We start from the raw sequence: 19,469 nt of genomic DNA on the forward strand, positions 1-19,469 counted from the left end.
TTATCTCGGTGTCCACGAAACCGGCAGCAGCTCAATGGTTGTCGCCGAGCGTGCTCGTGCCGACCGGTTCGAACATCTGCTGGGCGTGCTCAAGCGCATGACGTTCGGCAAGCGCTCGGAGAAGATGAGCGCTGATCAGCTGGCGCTGGCGCTTGAGGATCGCGACGTAGCACTCGCCGAGATCGAGCTGCTGACAGAGCAGAACGAGGAAGTGATAGGCGCGCCGCTTGAGCGCCGTCGGCGGCGCGCAGACACGCCAAGGGCATCACTGCCCTTGCACCTGCCGCGCCATGAGATCGAGATCGCGCCGGCGGCGTGCCAATGCGCTGCCTGTGGTGGAGCGCTGCACCGGATCGGAGAGGATCGCGCTGAGCGGCTCGACATCGTCCCTGCACAGTACCGCGTCCTGGTGACGATCAGGCCAAAGATGGCGTGCCGCGCCTGTGGCGACGGCGTGGCTCAAGCATCAGCATCGAAGCACGTAGTGCCCGGCGGCTTACCGAGCGAGAGCCTGATCGCCGACGTGCTGGTCAAGAAGTATGCCGATCATCTGCCGCTCTATCGGCAGTCGCAGATCCTGGCGCGCCAGGGCATCGCGATCGAGCGCGCCACACTCGCCAACTGGGTTGGCCGTGCCGCGGGCTATCTGCGGCCGTTGGTCGAGCTGCAGAAAGCCAGGCTGCTTACTTGCGATCGGCTGTTCGTCGACGAGACCACTGCCAAGGTGCTGGCACCGGGCAACGGCAAGACGAAGACCGGCTACATGTGGGCGATGGTCGGTGATGATCGACCCTATGGCGGGGCTGACCCGCCGGCGATCGTCTACAGCTACATGCCTGGGCGTGGCGGCGTATGGGCAGCCAAGCTGCTCGGTGACTACCGTGGCATCCTGCAGGTGGACGGCTATGAGGCGTATGGCCAGTTCGGCAAGGCTGACCGCCCTGGCGGGCCGGCAGCACTCGCCTACTGCTGGGCGCACGTACGGCGTGGCTTCTTCGACGCAACCAAGGGCAAGGGTGCGCCGATCGCCGAGGAAGGGCTGCGCCGGATCGGTGCGCTCTACGAGATCGAGCGTGAGATACGCGGTCGCAGTGCTGACGAGCGGCGCATCGAGCGGCAGGTCCGTGCGCGTCCGTTGCTCGATGAGCTTCATGGCTGGCTCGAGGAGAAGCGCCGCCGCATGTTCAGCGGATCGCCAACGCTGGAGCCGATCAACTATGCGCTGAGGCGCTGGATCGGGCTCACCCGCTACGTCGATGATGGCCGTGTCGATATCGACAACAATGCGGTCGAACGCTCGATGCGCACCATGGCATTGCAGCGCAAGAACGCGCTGTTCGCAGGCCACGAGCTCGGTGCCGAGAACTGGGCGACGATCGCCTCGCTGGTTGAGACCTGCAAGCTCGTCGGCCACAAACCAGATGCTTATCTGGCTGACGTCCTCGCGCGCATCGTGGTGCGCCGTGACGGCGACACGCTCGACGATCTTCTTCCCGGCAACTGGAGCGATACCAAGGCAGCCAACATCGCACCGGTCAGCCTGGTGCTCTGCAAAGCAGCTTAATCAACCCAGCTTCGAAACTCGTTACAAACGCCAAGGGCGCGCACTCAGACCGAGTGGGCGCCCTTCGGCTAGTTACACCCCAACGTGGGGAGGACTTATCGCTTACGATGGCGCCCGCCCCTTGCGCCTTTCTGGAACCGCGTCCGGTGCTGCCCGTTGGCTGGTCACATAGAGCGGAGACCCGACCATGCCCAACCCTGCCGAACTCGAAGCGAAATTCTGGAAAGCCCTTGGCTCCGACATGACGATGATGCTCGGCCTCGACGGCGTCGAAGATGGCCACGCACGTCCGATGACGGCGCAGTTCGAAAATGATCGCAGCCCCATCTGGTTCTTCACCGCCAAGGACAACCAGATGGTCCAGGCGCTCGATTCCGGCAGCCGCGCCATCGCCACTTTCGCGTCCAAGGGACACGATCTCTTCGCCACCGTTCATGGCGCGCTCCGCCTGGACAATGACCGGGCGACGATCGATCGCCTCTGGAACCGCTTCGTCGCCGCCTGGTACGAAGGCGGCAAGGACGATCCCAATCTGGCTCTGTTGCGGCTCGATGCCGAACGCGCCGAAATCTGGCTTGACGGATCCAGCCTCGTCGCCGGGGTCAAGATGTTGCTCGGCGTCGATCCGAAAGAAGATTATAAGGACAATGTCGCCGAGGTCCCGCTCAGCTGAACCCCGGACAAGGCCTCATTTTCCAAGGCCGCGACGCGGCAGTTGTGATTTGGTCGCAGACATGCTTCACTCCGTCGTGCAGAAGGGGGAGTCAAAGCATGGCGACCAATCCGACCGGTGCATCACCCGCTCTCGTCGAGCGGGTCAAGAATATCATTCTCCAGCCCAAAGCCGAATGGCCGCGGATCGACGCGGAGCCCGCCACCGTGGGTGGCATCTATCGCTCCTACATTTTCATCCTCGCCGCGATCACGCCGGTCGCCGGGGTGATCGGCCAATTGCTTTTCCCGCGATCGTTCATGGGCATCACGTATCGGCCGTCGGTCGGTTCCGTTCTGTCGACCGCCGTCGTCCAATATCTGATGGTCCTGCTCAGCGTCTATATATTGGCGCTCATCATCGAAGCGCTGGCGCCTAATTTCGGCGGGACCAAGGATCGGGTCCAGGCCTTCAAGGTCGCCGCTTATGCATCGACCGCAGCCTGGGTGGCGGGCATCTTCAACATCATACCCGCTTTGGCCTGGCTCGGCCTGCTGGGTGGTCTGTACAGCCTCTACCTCCTTTATCTCGGCATCCCCGTGCTGATGAAGGTCTCCGCGGACAAGGCCATGGGCTATGTCGCGGCTGCCGTCATTGCGGCGATCCTGCTCTGGATCGTCGTGGGCGCGGTGGTCGGCCAGGTGGTCGGTTCATTGATCGGCGGCCCCGGCTCCGGCGCGATCTCGGTCCAGTTTCCCGGCTAGCTGGAGGCCGGTCGTTTGGGTGGAAGCGCTTTGCGCTTCCGCCGATTGACCTGAATCAGACTCCATTCGAATGGTCTGGCCCGGAGCCTTCCGCGCCCGAGTCGGACTTTCGCTCCGCCGCGTTCGCGCGGAGCATCAGGATATGTTCCGCGAGCACCAGATCGGACGGCTTGTCGACATCGATCGCCGCATCCGCAAAGGGCAGTCGAACCGCCCGGAGGTCGATACCGATCTTGCGGCCCGAGGCAGCCGTCGCGCGATCGAGCGAAATCGTGCGTGTCAGAGCGCGCAGCAGGATCGTCGGTCCCAAATAAAAGAGAAGCCGCAATGCGCGCTTGCGATCCTTTTCGATATCCGCCCAGGCCTGTACCGCCCGCCGCGACCGCGGCGCCGTCAAGGCGAATAGATTGGCTCCGGTGAAATGGCCGTCGCTCAACTTTACCCAGGTGCGCTTCATGCCTGGCCAAGCCCGCTCCGCCACCTGCCTTTCCACTGCTCCATAAGCTGCGTCCGATCCTTGCGCGCCGGCAATGAAAGCCTCGACGATTTCCGGCGTGAGCAGGGGGTGATCGGCCGTCGTCACAAGCAATGGAAACGGCGCGGGATCGGCACCGGCCACCTGGTCTATGCTGAGTGAGATGCCGTCGCCTGTGACGAGGCCTCGAATGCGGGGCTCCGCCGCCATCCAGTCCAGCGAACCTTTCAGCAAATCGCCCGGTGACTGTGCCAGGACAAGGATTCTGCCGATCGATGGTGAAGCCAGCAAGGCGCGCGCGACATGGCCCAGCATCGGCGCCCCCGCCACTGGGATCAACGCCTTCGCATCCACGCCATAAGCGGCGGAAAAGTGATCCGGGCCCGGGCGCTGGCCGGCGAGAATGATGGCGGTCCAGCCGCCGCCGACGGAATTCGGATAGTTCAGAATATGGCCTTTTCGACGTCCTCCGACAGCTGTCCAGCCAGGACCGCCATTTTCATCCAGGCGAGGTCATTCGCCAGAAACCGGTCGCGGTCATGATTCGGCACCTGTGCGCGGATCGTCTTAACGGCTGCGTCCAGGGCGGGCGAGGTTCGAAGCGGCAAATGGAATTCGATCGCCTGGCAGGCGGCGAGCAATTCGATCGCTACCACGCCAGCGGCATTGCCGGCGATCCGGCCTGCCTTGACCGCGCCGTGCGTCGCCATCGACACATGGTCTTCCTGATTGGCCGAGGTCGGAATCGAATCGACGCTGGCGGGAAAGGCGAGGCTCTTATTCTCAGACACGAGCGCGGCCGCCGTCACCTGGGCGATCATGAAACCGCTGTTGACGCCGCTGTCCCGGATCAGGAAAGGCGGAAGGCCGCTCATCTTGGGATCGATCAGGACCGCGGTGCGCCGTTCCGAGATCGACCCGATCTCGCATAGGGCCATGGCCAGCATGTCGGCGGCGAAGGCGACCGGCTCAGCGTGGAAATTGCCGCCCGACAGAGCTTCCTCGCCCAGGATGATCGGATTGTCGGTGACCGCATTGGCTTCGATTTCCAAGGTGCGTCCAACGTGCCGGAGCAGGTCGAGCGCCGCGCCCATCACCTGCGGCTGGCACCGGAAGCTGTAGGGATCCTGGACGCGATCGCAATCGGCATGGGAGAGCCGTACTTCGCTTCCCTTCAGAAGCGTCTTCAGGGCGGCGGCGACGGAGACCTGGCCCGGCTGGCCGCGTAGCGCATGCAGGCGCGGATCGAAGGCGACGTCGGTGCCCTTGAACGCGTCGACCGACAGCGCGCCCGCGACCAGCGCCGAAGCAAAGACGCGCTCGCCCCTGAACAGGGCGTCGAGCGCGATCGCGGTCGAGACCTGCGTGCCGTTGATCAATGCCAGGCCTTCCTTGGGGCCAAGCACCAGCGGCGCCATGCCGATCCTGGCCAAGGCTTCGGCGGCGGGCAGGGTCTCGCCCGCCAGCAGGATCGATCCCTCGCCGATCAAGGCCGCGCTCATATGGGCGAGCGGCGCCAGATCGCCGGACGCGCCGACCGAGCCCTGGGCCGGAATGACCGGCAAGGCATCGGCAGCCAGCAAGGCGAGCAGGCCCTCGATCACGATCGGCCTGACGCCCGAATGGCCGCGACCCAGTCCGATCGCCTTGATCGCCAGGATCAGTCGGACGATGCGCGCGTCAAGGGGATCGCCGAGTCCGCAGCTGTGGGAGAGGATCAGGTTACGCTGAAGGTCCAGCAGATGATCGTCGGGGATCCGGGTCTGGGCGAGTAGCCCGAAGCCTGTGTTGACGCCATAAACGGTGCGCCCGCTCGCCACGATGCGTCCCACCGCCGTTGATGCGGCACCGACCTCCGCCCAGGCCTCGGCGGCGATGGCAACGGAGGCGCCGGCCCAGACGGCCCGCAATTCCGCGAGACGGACCGATCCGGGCTTCAGGACGACGGGTGCCATCACCGCACCATCGGCAGGTCGAGCCCCTGCTCTCGGGCGCAGGCGATCGCCTCTTCATATCCGGCATCGGCATGACGCATGACCCCGGTAGCGGGATCGTTCCACAACACCCGTTCCAGGCGCCGTGCGGCGGCATCCGTGCCGTCGGCGACGATGACCATGCCGGCATGTTGGGAATAGCCCATGCCGACGCCGCCGCCATGATGAAGCGAGACCCAGGTGGCACCCGAGGCGGTGTTCAGCAATGCATTGAGCATGGGCCAGTCGGAGACGGCATCGGAGCCGTCCTTCATGCTTTCAGTCTCCCGGTTCGGGCTTGCGACCGATCCGGAATCCAGATGGTCGCGGCCGATCACGACCGGCGCCTTCAATTCCCCGCTGGCGACCATGTCGTTGAAGGCAAGGCCCAGCCGATGTCTTTGGCCGAGCCCGACCCAGCAGATGCGCGCCGGCAACCCCTGGAAAGCGATGCGCTCGCGGGCCAGGTCCAGCCAGCGATGAAGGTGCGGATCGTCGGGGATCAATTCCTTCACTTTGGCATCGGTGCGATAGATGTCCTCGGGGTCGCCCGAAAGGGCTGCCCAGCGAAACGGCCCCACGCCTCTGCAGAAGAGCGGCCGCACATAAGCCGGCACGAAGCCGGGAAAGTCGAAGGCGCGGGCGACGCCTTCGTCTTTCGCCTCCTGACGGATGTTGTTGCCGTAATCGAAGGTTGGAATCCCCATGTCGCGGAAGGAGAGCATTGCCTCGACATGGACCGCCATCGATTTGCGGGCCGCCGCCTCGACCGCTTTGGGATCGCGCTCGCGCATCTCCGTCCATTGATCGACCGTCCAGCCGATCGGCAGATAACCATTGACCGGATCATGAGCAGAGGTCTGGTCGGTGACGGCGTCGGGCCGGATTCCGCGTTCCACCATCTGCGGAAGGATCTCGGCGGCATTGCCGAGCAGGCCGACCGAAACCGGCTCGGTGGCTGTGCGAAGGATTTCGAGCGCCTCGTCCAGAGAGTCGGCGCGGTAATCGAGATAGCGGGTCTCCAGCCGCTTTTCGATGCGACTCGCCTGGCATTCGATCGCCAGACAATGCGCGCCGGCCATGACCGCCGCCAAGGGTTGGGCGCCGCCCATGCCGCCAAGCCCCGCAGTAAGGATCCAGCGGCCGCGGAGATCGCCGCCATAATGCTGGCGGCCCATCTCGACGAACGTTTCGTAGGTGCCTTGGACGATGCCCTGGCTGCCGATGTAGATCCAGGATCCCGCCGTCATCTGCCCGTACATCATCAGGCCCTTGCGATCGAGTTCATGGAAATGCTCCCAATTCGCCCATTTCGGCACCAGGTTCGAATTGGCGATCAGAATGCGAGGCGCATCTTCGTGGGTGCGGAATATGCCGACCGGCTTGCCCGACTGGACGAGCAATGTTTCGTCCGCGTCGAGTCGCTCCAAAGCCTCCACGATCCTGTCGAAACTGTCCCAATCACGCGCCGCGCGGCCGATGCCGCCATAGACGACAAGCTCCTCCGGCGCTTCGGCGACGTCCGGATCGAGATTGTTCATCAGCATCCGCACCGCTGCTTCTGTGGCCCAGCTGCGGGCCCTGATCTCGGGACCAGTCCGGGCCTTGATCGAACGGCTATTGTCGCGCCTCGAAAGCAATTTCCTCTCCTCTCATGGCTCCCATCGCCCCTCGTCCCCGAGTCGCGGCGGGCTTTTCACGCATGACTCACGAGAGATATTATGTCTAGACATAACGATGCAGCTCCATCATCAATCGGCAGGTGGGGTTCGCCCGAAGGAAGCTAAATGACGCTGGGTCAGAGGATCAGACACGATATCGAGGCCCGCATCCACTCCGGCGCGTTGCGGCCGGGCGATCGCATTCCCTTCGAGCATGAACTGGTCGCCAGCTATGGCTGCTCCCGGGCGACGGTGAGCAAGGCGCTCGAGGCGTTGGCCCGCGGCGGGCTGATCGAGCGGCGCCGCAAGGCCGGCTCCTTCGTCGCCCATCCGCACGTCCAGTCGGCTGTGCTCGACGTCCCCGATCTCAAGAAGCTGATCGCCGGTCGTGGCGAAACCTATCGATGGCAACGCCTGTGGCGCGGGCCGGCACCGACGGGTGCGATTTCGGCCATCGAGATGCCTGGGCCCGTCTTGAAAGTAGAGGGCGTCCACCATGCGAGCGAGGTCCCATTCTGCCTGGAAACCCGCTTCATCTCCCTTGTCGCGGCGCCGGGTGCGGGCGGCGAGGATTTCGAGCAGATCGCACCCGGTACATGGCTTCTGGATCACATGCCCTGGACTCGCGCGCGCCACCTGATCCGCGCTGTCGAGGCGAACCGTCATCAGGCGGAGCTGCTTGCGGTCGCTTCGGGCGCCGCCTGCCTGGAGATCGAAAGATGGACCTGGCGACTCGATATGTCGGTGACCCATGTCCGTCAGCTTTTTCCGGGCAGCCGCTACGATCTGACCGCTGAATTCAAGCCGGGTCCGGCATGACGGTTCCGGCCGCGACGACCTTGATGCTAATGGTCGGTGCCGCCCACGATCCGGCGGTCCGGTCCCGGCAGCCCGATCCAGTAGCACAGCTCTGCCGGCCGGCTCACCGGCCATATGCACAGGTCCGCGGCCTTGCCTGCGGTGACAGTGCCGATCTCATGGTCCAGCGCGAGCGCCTTGGCGGCATTCACGGTCATCCCGGCCAATGCTTCCTCGGGCGCCAGGTCGAACAGGGTGCAGGCCATGTTGAGCATCAGGGTCGGCGACAGGACGGGCGAGGTGCCGGGATTGCAATCGGTCGCCACGGCCATCCTGACCCGATGCTTGCGCAGCAGCGCGACCGGCGGCTTCTTCCTTTCCTGGAGGGCATAAAAGGCGCCCGGCAAAAGCACCGCAACCATATCGGCCTTCGCCATCGCCTTGACCCCGGCTTCGTCGACAAATTCGAGATGATCGGCGGAAAGGGCGCCGAATTCCGCGGCCAAAGCGGCACCGTAGAGGTTGCTGAGCTGTTCGGCATGGATCTTGACCCGAAGCCCATGCGCCCGCGCTGCCTCGAACAGCGAACGCACTTCCTTCGGCGTAAAGCCGATTCCTTCGCAAAAGGCGTCGACCGCCTGGGCGAGACCGGCCGCCGCCGGAATCATCTCTTCCGTCGCGAGACGGACGAAATCCTCCCGCCGTTCGCGAAATTCAACCGGCAGCGCATGAAGCGCGAGCAAGGTCGGCACGACACGCACCGGCTCGCTCTCGCCCAACGCCCTTGCGGCCTTGAGTATCTTGATTTCGGCGGCGGGATCGAGCCCGTAACCGGATTTGATCTCGATCGTGGTGACGCCACCGGCCATCAGAGCCCGGAGGCGCGGCCGCGCCTTCGCGGTCAGTTCTGCGAGGGAGGCTGCGCGCGTGGCCGCGACGGACGCGGCGATGCCGCCGCCGGCCCTGGCAATGTCCTCGTAGGTCGCACCCTGCAGCCTCTGTTCGAATTCCGCGGCCCGATTGCCGCCGAAGACGAGATGAGTGTGGCAGTCGATCAGGCCCGGCGTCACCCAGGCGCCATCCAGCGATTCGACCCTCTTTGCCCGATAGCCGGCCAGTTCGACCCGCCGTCCGACCCGCAGGATACGGCCATCCTGGATGCCGATGGCGCCATCCTCGATCGCTCCGAACGGCGCGCGGATGGACGGGTCCATGGTGGCGATGTTGCAATTGGTCAGCAGGCGATCCCACATGGGGCGCGTACATGACGCAACTTTTCCTGGGGGTCAAAGGATGAGCTGGCGGTCGGTTGCCGACCTGGTCGGAACGGATGACGGGGCGCAGATCGCGATCCTGGGGGTGCCGATGGAAGCGGGTTCGGTCACGCCGGGCCGCTGCGATCTCGCGCCGGGAGCGATCCGCAAGGCGATGCGCCGTTTCAGTACATATGATGTCGAGAGCCGCACGGCGCTGGTTCTCCCTGTCCGGGACAAGGGCGATCTTCCGGTCCGGGGAATCATGCCGGCCGCGGGCTTCGAAACAATTCGCAACGCGGTCGAGGATTGCACCGATGGCCATGCCCTGACCATGGTTCTCGGCGGGAACAACGCCCTTACCCGTCCCGCTGCGCATGGTCTGGGGCTGGCGCTCGACCGTGTCGGCCTGATCACGCTCGACGCTCATTTCGATCTTCGCGAGACCGACCAGGGGCTGCTCAACGGCAATCCGATCCGGGCCTTGCTCGAAGATGGGCTTCCCGGCCGCAACATCTGCCAGGTCGGCCTGGCCCCTTTTGCTAACACCGCCAAGATGCATGGCGACGCGCTGGATGCGGGGATAGGTATATGGACCATCGCCGATTGCCGGACCCGCGGCATCGAACCGATCCTGCAGGAGGCGCTGGCGCGGATCGGGCACGTCGAAACCATCATGGTGGATTTCGACATCGATGTGATCGATCGCAGCCAATGCCCGGGCGCGCCGGGGGCGCGTCCTGGGGGCATGCCGGTCGACATGTTCTTTCGGGCCGCGCGCCGGCTCGCCGCCGAGCCCCGGGTCAAGCTGGTCGATCTCACCGAATTCGATCCCAGCCTTGACCAAGGCGACATTACTGCCCTGACCGCGGGGCGCTGGGTCTGCGAGGTCCTGGCGGGCTTTCAGGCCGCCAGGACCTGATTCAAACGTCTAATGTCTTGAGCGGAGTCGCCTTGTCGGCGAGCTTTTCCAGGTCCGGCGCGATCGCGTCCGCGACCAGCTTGCGACCCTGGACATAATCCTTGACCGCGTTGACGCAATCGAGCGCGATCACCCGGCCTTCGCGAAGATAGACCAGGGAAAAGCTGCGCTCATCCGGATCGCCGCGCAGAATGGTCCGATCGTAGCCGATCGACAGGCCGACCGTTTGCAGCTTGAGATCATATTGGTTGGACCAGAACCATGGCACCGCCGCATAGGGCTCCGGCTGGCCCAGGATCGCCTTGACCGCGGTCGCCGCCTGATCGTGCGCGTTCTGGACTGATTCCAGTCGAATGCGCGCCCCGCCGGCAAAGCGGTTTTCATGGGCTGCACAATCGCCGATGGCATAAATATCGGGAAGGCTGGTGCGGCAGAGATTGTCGACCTCGACTCCGTTTCCACCGGCCGCCCCGGCATCGAGGAGGGGCTGGACGGCGGGCACGATGCCGATACCCACGATCACCATGTCGGCCGCGATGCTTTCGCCGGTGGCCAGATGGACGCCGGCCGCGCGGCCATCCCGACCGATGATATGGTCGACCGTTTCGTTCAATCGAATCGCGACGCCGTGCGCCTTGTGTTCGCCTTGATAGAATTCGGAGATAGGCGGTCCGGCCACCCGCGCCAGCACCCGATCGAGCGCCTCGATGATCACCACTTCCTTGCCGAGGCCATTGAGGATCGCGGCCGCCTCCAGCCCGATATAGCCGCCGCCGATCACGGCGACGCGCCGCACGTCGTCCAGCTCCGACCGGATGGCGTCGACCTCGGCCCGGCGGCGGACGACATGGACACCGCCAAGATCGCCGCCCTGACAGCTCAACAGGCGCGGCGCGCCGCCCGTCGCCCAGATCAATTTTCCGTAGCCGAAGCCAGTGCCGTCCTCCGCCGTCAGGATGCGCGCGGCCGGATCGACCCTGGCGATTCTGATGCCCGGCAAAAGCGCGATCTGGCGTTCTTCCCAGAAGCTGGCCGGGCGGATCAATATCCGCTCGAATTCCTTCTCGCCGGCAAGATAGTCCTTCGAAAGCGGCGGGCGCTCATAGGGCGGATCCGGCTCGTCGCCGATCAGGGCGATACTGCCGTCGAAGCCGAGCTGCCGGAGCAGGATCGCCGCCTGGGCGCCGCCATGACCGGCGCCGACAATCGCAATATCGAATTCTTTCATTCCGAGCTCCCACGGGCGTCGACCCTAACAGCGGCTATTGTTTCTTCCAGCCTAAACAGCCAGTGACGGATCCATGGTGGAAAGCGACGAAGGGCTCGCTCAGGCGTTCAGGCAGGCGATGCGTTGCGTTGCCTCGACCGTCAACGTCATCAGCATTTGCGACGGCGGTGAGCCGATGGGAATCACCGCGACCGCAATGTCGTCGCTGGCGCTCGATCCGCCGAGCCTGCTGGTCTGCATCAACCGGGCGGCGTCGCTTTACGGGTCGATGGAAAGCGTTTCGCATTTCGGGGTGAACGTACTCCATCGGGACCAGGAATATATCGCCCGCATGTTCGCGGATCGCCAGCAGCATGCCTTGCGCTTCGCCAGCGGCTGGGAGGTGGACGGCGCACGGCCGCCGCGTCTGGCCGATGCCCAGGCCTGTTTCCTGTGCCGTCGCATCGACCATCATCAGTTCGGTACGCACAGCATCTTCATAGGGGTGGTCGAGGATGTGGTCGTGCGGAAGGACGTCGATCCGCTCGTCTATCTCAACGGCAATTATGGCAGCACTACTATAGCAGGCGCCTGATCGATTCCGTTCGATCAGCCTTTTGCGAATAGCGCCGATTTATCGCGCATCGCCTTGAACTCGAGCGCATTGCCGGACGGGTCGAAAAGGAACATCGTCGCCTGCTCGCCGACCTCGCCCGCGAAACGGACGGTGGGTTCGATCACGAAATCGACATCGGCCTCCTTCAGCCGGTCGGCCAAGGCGTGCCAGTCGGCCATGTCGAGCACCAGCCCGAAATGCGGCACGGGCACATCCATGCCGTCCACTTCGTTACGGATGCCGCGCGGCTTCGCGTCGGGATCATGATGCGCGACGATCTGGTGCCCGTACAGGTCGAAATCCACCCATTGGCCGGAGCTGCGACCCTCGGGGCAGCCGAGCAATCCGCCATAAAAGCCACGAGCGGCTTCCAGGTCGTGGACGGGAAAGGCGAGGTGGAAAGGAGGCTGGCTCATGGCATTTTTTTAGCAGCCGCCGACGGATTGTAAATTCGCTCGATTCCGCCAAAGAACGGCTGGTGAAATTCCTGTTCCTATCCTTCCTGGCGGGCCTGGCCGGCGCCTGCGGTTTCCAGCCATTGGCGCTCTGGCCACTGATTCTGCTGTCCCTGGTCGGCTTGCTTTGGCTGGTCGAACAGGCGCCCAGCCTCGGCAGCGCACTCGCCAGGGGCTGGTGGTTCGGCCTGGGCAATTTCATGCTGGGATTGAACTGGATCGCCACCGCCTTCACCTTCCAGGCGGCGATGCCTGCCTGGCTCGGCTGGATCGCCGTCATCCTCCTGTCCTGCTATCTCGCAATCTATCCGGCGACCGCTGTCGGGCTCGCCTGGCGCTATGGGCGCAGCAATCCCCTGGCCCTGGTGCTGTGGCTGGCGGCCGCCTGGATCGTGACCGAATGGCTTCGCGCGAGCCTGTTCACCGGCTTCGCCTGGAATCCGGTGGGCGTCGCCTTGATCGACGTGCCTGGCGTCGCCGGCCTTTCGCGATTCGTCGGCACTTATGGCCTGTCCGGGGCGGCGCTGATGATCGCCGGAATCGTCTTCCTGCTGTGGCGCCGCCGTTGGAAGCCGGCGGCAATGGTTGCCACCGCCATCGCGGCGGGCACATTGCTTGCCATCCCGCGCCAGGCCCCGCCGAAGCCGGCGGACGCGCCTCCGCTCCGCATCGTCCAGCCGAATATCGGCCAGGAGGAGAAGTGGAAGGAGGGCTTTGCCGAGCGCAATCTCGCCCGGCTCGGCGCCCTCTCCAACACGTCTCGCCGGGAGCCGCGCCTTCTGCTCTGGCCCGAGGCGGCGGTCACCGAGCCGTTGCAGGATGCGCGCCGGGGCAGCGCCTATCAAGATGACGTTCGCGGCGTCCGTCGTGCGGTTCGGCAGATGCTCGCACCTGGCGACCTCTTGCTGACCGGCGGCATCACGGTCGGATCGGAGGACGGCGTCACGGCCTCCAGTGCCACCAACAGCGTCTTCGCGATCGACGGCAGCGGCCGCATCGTCGCGCGCTACGACAAGGCGCATCTCGTTCCTTATGGCGAATATCTGCCGGCGCGGCCGATCCTGTCGGCGATCGGCCTCTCCCGCCTCGCGCCTGGGGATGTCGATTTCGAATCCGGGCCTGGTCCTCGGACCTTGGATCTTCCGTTGGTGGGAAAGACGGGGTTCCAGCTTTGCTACGAAATCATCTTTTCCGGCGAAGTGGTGGATCGCGCCGACCGGCCGGACTTCCTGTTCAACCCGTCCAACGATGCCTGGTTCGGAGCCTGGGGCCCGCCGCAACATCTCGCCCAGGCGCGCCTCAGGGCGCTGGAAGAAGGATTGCCGGTGCTGCGCTCGACGCCGACAGGAATATCGGCGGCCGTGGATGCCGATGGACGGCTGATCGCCAGCATCGGGCTGGGGGAGGCCGGCGTGATCGACATAGGTCTGCCGCCGTCCCGGCCGCCCACCTTATTTGCCAGGGGCGGCAATTTGCTTCCCTTGCTCTTCGCCTTCCTTCTCGCCGGCATCGCGATTGCAGTCAGGCGCAAAGCAGGCTAGGAGCCACCTCATATAAAGATATCTTTATATCCTTCTCTCGTCTCCAGCAAAGGCCGCTTTCTCCGATGCGCGATACCTATCTCTTCACATCCGAATCCGTGTCCGAAGGCCACCCGGACAAGGTCGCGGACCAGATTTCGGATGCGGTCGTCGATCTTTTCATCGGGCGCGATCCCGAAGCGCGGGTGGCCTGCGAGACCCTGGTCACCACCAACCGGATCGTGCTGGCGGGCGAAGTGCGCTGCCGCGACGGTGTGACGCCGACCATCGACGACATCGAGCAGGCCGCGCGCGAGACGGTCAAGAAGATCGGCTACGAACAGCACGGCTTCCACTGGCAATATGCGGATTTCGCCTGCCATCTTCACGGCCAGTCCGCCCATATCGCGATGGGCGTGGACGAAAGCGGCAACAAGGACGAAGGTGCCGGCGATCAGGGCATCATGTTCGGATATGCGACCGACGAAACGCCGGATCTGATGCCGGCGACCCTTTATTATTCCCACCGTATCCTCGAGCGGCTGGCCGCCGACCGGCATTCCGGTGCGGCGCCTTTCCTGGAGCCGGACGCGAAGAGTCAGGTCACCCTGGCATATGAAAAGGAGATGCCGGTCCGGGCGACTGCTTTGGTCGTGTCGACCCAGCATGCCAAGGGCGCCGACCAGGCGATGCTGCGCGACTATGTTAAGGCCATCTTCGCCGAAATCATGCCCGAGGGCTGGCTGCCCGGCGACGATTCGATCTTCGTCAATCCGACCGGCCTGTTCGAGATCGGCGGCCCGGACGGGGATGCCGGCCTGACCGGCCGCAAGATCATCGTCGACACCTATGGCGGCGCGGCGCCGCATGGCGGGGGCGCCTTTTCGGGCAAGGATCCGACCAAGGTGGATCGCTCGGCCGCTTATGTCAGCCGCTATCTCGCCAAGAATATCGTCGCCGCCGGCCTTGCCCGCCGCGCGACCATCCAGTTGAGCTATGCGATCGGCATCGCCGAGCCGCTTTCGCTCTATGTCGACCTGCATGGTACCGAGCAGGACGGGGTCAGCGCGGCCAGGCTGGAAGAGATATTGCCGCAACTCGTCCGGCTGACGCCGAAGGGTATCCGCACCCATCTCGGCCTCAACAAGCCCATCTACCTTCCTACCGCCGCTTATGGACATTTCGGACGCAAGGCGGAAGGCGACCTTTTCACTTGGGAGAAGACAGATCTGGTGGACCAGCTTAAACAGGCATTCTGAATAGGGAGGGATGAATGGCTCGTTTTACCAACAAACAGATCTTCAATTATGGATTGCTGGCGGTCATTGTTCTTGTCATCGTCTGGAACGAGTTCCTCAGGACCTGATTCCCTTCTCTTCCTGAAGCAGGCACTGGCCTTCGCTCCTCTTGCAGGATAAGCGGCCGGCATGTCAGATCCCGCCAAGATCCGCCGGCTTTATGGGCGCCGGTCCGGACACAAACTCCGTCCCGGGCAAGCCGCCTTGCTGGAAGGATTGCTGCCGGCCATCGCCGTGCCCGACAAGGGACCGATCGACGCCGCCCGCCTGTTCGGAAGCGAACGGCCGCTCCATTTCGAAATCGGCTTCGGCAGCGGCGAGCATCTCGCTTATCGCGCTGATCTCCTGCCCGATCATGGCTTCATCGGCTGCGAACCATTCCTCAACGGTGTCGTCGGTGCGCTCCAGCATGTCCGCGACCGCCATCTCGCCAATGTCCGGCTGCATATGGGGGATGCCCTGGACGTGCTCGAACGTCTTCCCGACGCTTCGCTGCGGTTCGTCTACCTGCTCCATCCCGATCCCTGGCCCAAGGCGCGCCACGCCAAAAGGCGAATGGTCAATGACGGCCCACTTGATCTGATCGCCGCCAAGCTCCAGCCAGGGGGCGAGTTCCGCCTCGGCACCGACGATCCTGTCTATTGCCGCTGGGCGATGATGATCATGAACCGGCGCCGCGACTTCGAATGGCTCGCCGAAAGCGCGAAGGACTTCCTCGTCCGCCCCGGCGGCTGGCCGGAAACTCGCTATGAAGCCAAGGCACGGCGCAAAGGCCACGAGGTCTGGTATTTCCGCTATCGGCGTAGTTGACGCGCAAGGGCGCGAATTGACGCCGGTATCTTCACACCCTCCACGATCTATAGCCATTTTTCGCGGCCGTGATTGGCGGGTTGTTACGCGCAGGGTAGGTCAGAAAGCTTTTGCTTTTGCTCCCCGCCTTGCCTCTTGCCGTGGCGGATCTTGCTGAACCCGGCCGGCGCTAAAAGTGCCTGGCAAACGACAGCTCGACGCTGCGTGGTGCGCCGATGAATACCAGCCCGGAGGCATAGCCCGACCAGTCGGCGTAGAATTTGTCGGTCAAGTTGCGACCACGTAGCGTCAGCGTGCCGAATGGTGCATTCCAGGAGATCGACGCATCGACGGTGGTGAAGGCGTTGACCTTCGTTACATTGGCGGCCTCGGTGTAGAAGCCGCCATTGTGCCGGACGCTGCCGACCAAAGTGATCGGCAGCGTCTTGGGCGAATAGGTGACGACCAGATCGGCGAGTTGCTCGGGCACATTCTGAGGGCGATTGCCCGCGCGGTTGACGCCGCCCGCCTCGACCAGGTCCAGATATTCGGCGTCGAGCAAGGTGCCGCTCAGCGCCACGTTGAGTTCGGCCGTCACCGGCAGGTTGAGCGAAAGCTCGGCGCCGCGCGAGCGCAACGCGCCGCCCTGGACCACGACCGCCGGGTTGGCCGCATCGCGCGTGAGGATATCGTCCTGCCGGATATGGAAAACCGACGCGGTCAGCTCGACACCGGTCCCGGTCAGCGAGGTCTTGACGCCGGCCTCGTAGGAAAAGCCGGTGGTGAGTTCGAAGGAGGCGTTTGCGGCGCTGAGGAACAGCAAACCACCGACGGGCGTGACGGCATAGCTATATTGCCCGAACAGCTGGGTCCGCGGCGTCAGGCTGTAGACCGTGCCGATGCGCCAGGAGATCGGGTCGTAATTCCGGCCATAGGTCTGGACAGCGCCGCTCGTGGCATTGAGGATCTGTCGGTCGAGCGTGACGCCGTCATAACGAATGCCGCCGACCACCAGCCATTCGGGTGTGACGTCGAGGGCGTTCTCCGCGAAGAAGGAGAGCTGTTCGACATTCGCCGTCACGTCCTGGCGCGTCGCGAAATTGGCCGGCGTGTCGTCCGGGAAGATGCCGCGCACCGGGTTGAATGGATCGACCGAGGCCGTGCTGCCGAAGCGGCGCTTGGTGAAAAAGTCGGTCCGGCCATATTCCATGCCCATCGCGAAGCGGTTGCGGATGCCGGCAACCTTTCCGCCGAAGTTGAGCTGGATCCGCTGGTTCCAATATCGATGATCGTGGGTGATCAGTGATAGGCCACGGTTGATTCCGCCTGTCGCGATGTTGAACGAATATTCGTCGGCGTCCTTGTAGATGCGATCGCTGTCATAATAGGTCGTGTCGCTGAGGAGTTTGACCGTATCGGTCAGCACATATTCGGCGCGTGCGCGCAACCATGTCGTGTTCGACCTGAAATCGGCGTCGGCGACGTCGAAATTGACCCGGCGCATCGCCTTGTCCAGCACCAGGCCGGCACTGCTCGTCACGGCGGACGAAGGATTGCGCGCCACCGCCCGCGAGACGACCGGTGTGCCATAATAAGCCGTGTCGAAATCGTCTTCGAAATGGTCCGCCGAGAGCAGGACCGAGAAGCGGTGGTTCGGGCGGAACAGAAGGGATCCGGTTGCCGCGAGCGTGCGGCTGTGGGTGTCGTCGATCCAGCCCGAGGATCTTGACCAGGAGAGGTCGCCGCGTACCGCCACCGTCTGCCCGAGGGGCAGGTTCACATCACCGGCAAGGCGTGCGGTATCGAAGCTGCCGTAGCTCGCCAGCATCTCGCCGCTTGCGCCTTCCAGATCCGGACGTCGCGGCACGAAGTTGATCGCCCCGGCAAGCGCGCCCTCGCCAGAGGTGACCGAGGCGGGCCCCTTGATGACCTCGATCCGTTCGAACGACCAGGCGTCCCAGTTGCGCAAGCCGACGTCGGAATTGGCCATTCGCACGCCGTCGTAGAGATAGTTCACCGCGCGATGGAAGCCGCGCATCGACACCGATCCGATCGAGCCCGGCAGATTGCCTGAGGCGACGCCGGGAGCGGCATTCATCGCCTCGATCGTATTCCTGACCCCCTGAAGCTGGAAATCCTGCTGGGTGACGATGTCGACCACCGCCGGCGTCTCGCGGATGGTAAGGCCGAGGCGGCCGGAAACCGCGGCATCTTCCCCCAGGTCGCGTTGGCCCGTGACGATGATCGTTTCGCGCTCTTCGCGCGCCTGTTCCGCCAAAGCGGGAGCGGCGATGAGGCAGGTAGCAAGGGCGATGATAGAAGCTTTCACGATGGACTCCCTGTTGGATGCGATTGGGCGCGCGCGGCGATCCGGCGGCGCCAGTGGAGGAACCCGGTCACGAACATGACCGTGGGAATGAGGCCGAGGATCATGGCGAGGATGCGAAGCGGCATTCCGCCGACCGATCCGTCATGGAGCGTACGGATCCAGGCACCGGCTTTGGTGGAGGCGTTGCCGCGGCGGATGTCGTGCACCGCAAGCAAGCGTCCCGAATATTGGTCGACGAAAACGAAACTGCTCGGGAAGCGCCGATGCGGATCACCCGGCACCCGCACCCGCATTCGGAAAGGCTCCGGCCCGGCGCCCGGCACGTCGATGAAGGCGAGTCGCCCGTCCGGCACGACGCGATGCGCGGCTGCAAGCGCTTGGGCGACCGATATCTGGCGTCCGCTCGCGGCCGACGATAGCGGTGCCGGCACCTTGTCCGGCGCGGTGACAGCCGTGCTGAGCAATCGCACCTTGATGCTCGGCAGGGCAAGGAGCGCGCCGGTACCGGCCAGGACGGACAGCAATGCCATGCTCCAAAGTCCGGCGTGCTTGTGCAGGTCGCGCAGGCGACGGATCGGCACGGCGTGGCGCTTGAATGCCAGCGCCTTGCGCCATGACCCGCGCGGCCACCAGGCCACCACCCCGCTGATCAGCAGCACGAGCATTGCAAAGCCCGACCAGCCCACGATCTGGCTGCCGAACGCGCCGGCGAGCAGATGCATGTGCAATTCGTACAGCCAGCTCATCAGATAGCCGCCCCATGGCTCGGCGCGGACGATCTCGCTGCCGTCAGGCGAGAACCAGACCATCTCGCGCTCCGCATGGTGGCCGTGGCGGGCCGATGGATAATAGCGCGCAGGGATAGCGCCGCTCTTGCCGGTCGCTTCCAGCGACCATGTGCCGTGCGGATCGCGCCGATGCGCGCGACCTGTCGCCAATGCGCGGTCCCACACGGGCGAAGACCAATCGGGCGCGACCGTTATTGAGGTCTGCTGGACTGCAGGATGTATGGCCTCGTCGATCTCGACGTAGAAGACGAGTGCCGAGCCGGTCAGCCCAAGCAAGGCAAGCAAGCCACCGACGCCCAGCCCCAGCCATAGATGAAATCGGCGCAACAGGATGCGGGTGCGCGACGTCACGCGCGGGCTCGTACAGATCGCCATCCGTCATGGAGTGGCGGCCTCAGCGTCCGC

At 64.3% G+C, this 19,469-nt stretch carries 17 protein-coding genes; 9 read left to right on the top strand and 8 right to left on the bottom strand.

The genetic code is table 11. The features are described 5' to 3' along the window. Positions 1-34: 34 nt before the first annotated feature. From tnpC to RQX22_RS18510, 3 genes are all read left to right on the top strand, one after another. Complete coding sequence (gene tnpC / locus RQX22_RS18500) at positions 35-1,564, top strand: IS66 family transposase (protein WP_315728665.1); 1,530 nt, start codon at positions 35-37, stop codon at positions 1,562-1,564. Between the two features lie 187 nt (positions 1,565-1,751). Then, positions 1,752-2,237, top strand: a complete 486-nt coding sequence (locus RQX22_RS18505) for a pyridoxamine 5'-phosphate oxidase family protein (protein WP_315728570.1) — start codon at positions 1,752-1,754, stop codon at positions 2,235-2,237. A 98-nt stretch (positions 2,238-2,335) separates the two neighbouring features. Then, positions 2,336-2,980 carry a Yip1 family protein gene (locus tag RQX22_RS18510; RefSeq protein WP_315728571.1) on the top strand — a complete coding sequence of 215 codons (645 nt, stop codon included), beginning with the start codon at positions 2,336-2,338 and terminating at the stop codon, positions 2,978-2,980. A 55-nt stretch (positions 2,981-3,035) separates the two neighbouring features. Here the strand turns inward: RQX22_RS18510 and RQX22_RS18515 are convergent, their stop codons facing one another. The 3 genes from RQX22_RS18515 to hutU are packed head-to-tail and all read right to left on the bottom strand — an operon-like array spanning position 3,036 to position 7,068. Beyond that, a complete protein-coding gene (locus RQX22_RS18515) occupies positions 3,036-3,905 on the bottom strand; it encodes a nucleotidyltransferase family protein (RefSeq protein WP_315728666.1) in 870 nt (289 codons plus the stop codon). Next, positions 3,899-5,410 carry a histidine ammonia-lyase gene (hutH, locus tag RQX22_RS18520; RefSeq protein WP_315728573.1) on the bottom strand — a complete coding sequence of 504 codons (1,512 nt, stop codon included), beginning with the start codon at positions 5,408-5,410 and terminating at the stop codon, positions 3,899-3,901. The genes RQX22_RS18515 and hutH overlap by 7 nt, the downstream gene beginning before the upstream one ends. Next, the gene (hutU, locus tag RQX22_RS18525; RefSeq protein WP_315728575.1) at positions 5,410-7,068 is read right to left on the bottom strand and encodes a urocanate hydratase; all 1,659 of its coding nucleotides are present in this window, start codon (positions 7,066-7,068) and stop codon (positions 5,410-5,412) included. The genes hutH and hutU overlap by 1 nt, the downstream gene beginning before the upstream one ends. A gap of 147 nt (positions 7,069-7,215) precedes the next feature. Between hutU and RQX22_RS18530 the strand changes: the two genes are divergently transcribed. Next, positions 7,216-7,908: a UTRA domain-containing protein gene (locus tag RQX22_RS18530; protein ID WP_315728577.1), complete on the top strand. Its 693-nt coding sequence runs from the start codon at positions 7,216-7,218 to the stop codon at positions 7,906-7,908. A 26-nt stretch (positions 7,909-7,934) separates the two neighbouring features. Here the strand turns inward: RQX22_RS18530 and hutI are convergent, their stop codons facing one another. Continuing rightward, positions 7,935-9,140, bottom strand: coding sequence for an imidazolonepropionase (gene hutI / locus RQX22_RS18535; RefSeq protein ID WP_410001666.1), 1,206 nt, complete (start codon positions 9,138-9,140; stop codon positions 7,935-7,937). Between the two features lie 40 nt (positions 9,141-9,180). On the opposite strand from hutI, the gene RQX22_RS18540 reads away from it, so the two are divergent. After that, entirely contained in the window at positions 9,181-10,062 is an 882-nt protein-coding gene (locus tag RQX22_RS18540) for an arginase family protein (protein WP_315728579.1), read from the top strand. Between the two features lies 1 nt (position 10,063). Here the strand turns inward: RQX22_RS18540 and RQX22_RS18545 are convergent, their stop codons facing one another. Continuing rightward, entirely contained in the window at positions 10,064-11,290 is a 1,227-nt protein-coding gene (locus RQX22_RS18545) for an NAD(P)/FAD-dependent oxidoreductase (protein WP_315728581.1), read from the bottom strand. 73 nt (positions 11,291-11,363) lie between these two features. Here RQX22_RS18545 and RQX22_RS18550 point away from each other — a divergent pair, with 73 nt between their 5' ends. Next, positions 11,364-11,864: a flavin reductase family protein gene (locus RQX22_RS18550; protein WP_315728583.1), complete on the top strand. Its 501-nt coding sequence runs from the start codon at positions 11,364-11,366 to the stop codon at positions 11,862-11,864. 14 nt (positions 11,865-11,878) lie between these two features. Here the strand turns inward: RQX22_RS18550 and RQX22_RS18555 are convergent, their stop codons facing one another. Next, on the bottom strand, positions 11,879-12,301 hold the full coding sequence (locus RQX22_RS18555) for a VOC family protein (protein ID WP_315728585.1): 423 nt from the start codon (positions 12,299-12,301) through the stop codon (positions 11,879-11,881). Positions 12,302-12,363: 62 nt separating this feature from the next. Between RQX22_RS18555 and lnt the strand changes: the two genes are divergently transcribed. From lnt to trmB, 3 genes are all read left to right on the top strand, one after another. Then, positions 12,364-13,881, top strand: coding sequence for an apolipoprotein N-acyltransferase (gene lnt, locus RQX22_RS18560; protein ID WP_315728587.1), 1,518 nt, complete (start codon positions 12,364-12,366; stop codon positions 13,879-13,881). A gap of 65 nt (positions 13,882-13,946) precedes the next feature. Beyond that, entirely contained in the window at positions 13,947-15,119 is a 1,173-nt protein-coding gene (gene metK, locus RQX22_RS18565) for a methionine adenosyltransferase (protein WP_315728588.1), read from the top strand. A gap of 168 nt (positions 15,120-15,287) precedes the next feature. Next, positions 15,288-15,968, top strand: a complete 681-nt coding sequence (gene trmB / locus RQX22_RS18570) for a tRNA (guanine(46)-N(7))-methyltransferase TrmB (RefSeq protein WP_315728590.1) — start codon at positions 15,288-15,290, stop codon at positions 15,966-15,968. Between the two features lie 169 nt (positions 15,969-16,137). Here the strand turns inward: trmB and RQX22_RS18575 are convergent, their stop codons facing one another. Then, positions 16,138-18,276: a TonB-dependent receptor gene (locus tag RQX22_RS18575; protein WP_315728591.1), complete on the bottom strand. Its 2,139-nt coding sequence runs from the start codon at positions 18,274-18,276 to the stop codon at positions 16,138-16,140. Next, on the bottom strand, positions 18,273-19,415 hold the full coding sequence (locus RQX22_RS18580; protein ID WP_315728593.1) for a PepSY-associated TM helix domain-containing protein: 1,143 nt from the start codon (positions 19,413-19,415) through the stop codon (positions 18,273-18,275). The genes RQX22_RS18575 and RQX22_RS18580 overlap by 4 nt, the downstream gene beginning before the upstream one ends. Positions 19,416-19,469 lie beyond the last annotated feature (54 nt).

This window comes from Sphingosinicella rhizophila, from assembly GCF_032378825.1.
Taxonomy (GTDB): Bacteria; Pseudomonadota; Alphaproteobacteria; order Sphingomonadales; family Sphingomonadaceae; genus Allosphingosinicella; species Allosphingosinicella rhizophila.

Coding starts and splice junctions, on each gene's coding strand:
- RQX22_RS18555 (WP_315728585.1), bottom strand. CDS start 12,301: ATGAGCCAGCCTCCTTTCCACCTCGCCTTTCCCGTCCACGACCTGGAA.
- hutI (WP_410001666.1), bottom strand. CDS start 9,140: ATGTGGGATCGCCTGCTGACCAATTGCAACATCGCCACCATGGACCCG.
- RQX22_RS18540 (WP_315728579.1), top strand. CDS start 9,181: ATGAGCTGGCGGTCGGTTGCCGACCTGGTCGGAACGGATGACGGGGCG.
- metK (WP_315728588.1), top strand. CDS start 13,947: ATGCGCGATACCTATCTCTTCACATCCGAATCCGTGTCCGAAGGCCAC.
- trmB (WP_315728590.1), top strand. CDS start 15,288: ATGTCAGATCCCGCCAAGATCCGCCGGCTTTATGGGCGCCGGTCCGGA.
- tnpC (WP_315728665.1), top strand. CDS start 35: ATGGTTGTCGCCGAGCGTGCTCGTGCCGACCGGTTCGAACATCTGCTG.
- RQX22_RS18550 (WP_315728583.1), top strand. CDS start 11,364: ATGGTGGAAAGCGACGAAGGGCTCGCTCAGGCGTTCAGGCAGGCGATG.
- RQX22_RS18505 (WP_315728570.1), top strand. CDS start 1,752: ATGCCCAACCCTGCCGAACTCGAAGCGAAATTCTGGAAAGCCCTTGGC.
- RQX22_RS18545 (WP_315728581.1), bottom strand. CDS start 11,290: ATGAAAGAATTCGATATTGCGATTGTCGGCGCCGGTCATGGCGGCGCC.
- hutH (WP_315728573.1), bottom strand. CDS start 5,410: ATGGCACCCGTCGTCCTGAAGCCCGGATCGGTCCGTCTCGCGGAATTG.
- RQX22_RS18510 (WP_315728571.1), top strand. CDS start 2,336: ATGGCGACCAATCCGACCGGTGCATCACCCGCTCTCGTCGAGCGGGTC.
- RQX22_RS18530 (WP_315728577.1), top strand. CDS start 7,216: ATGACGCTGGGTCAGAGGATCAGACACGATATCGAGGCCCGCATCCAC.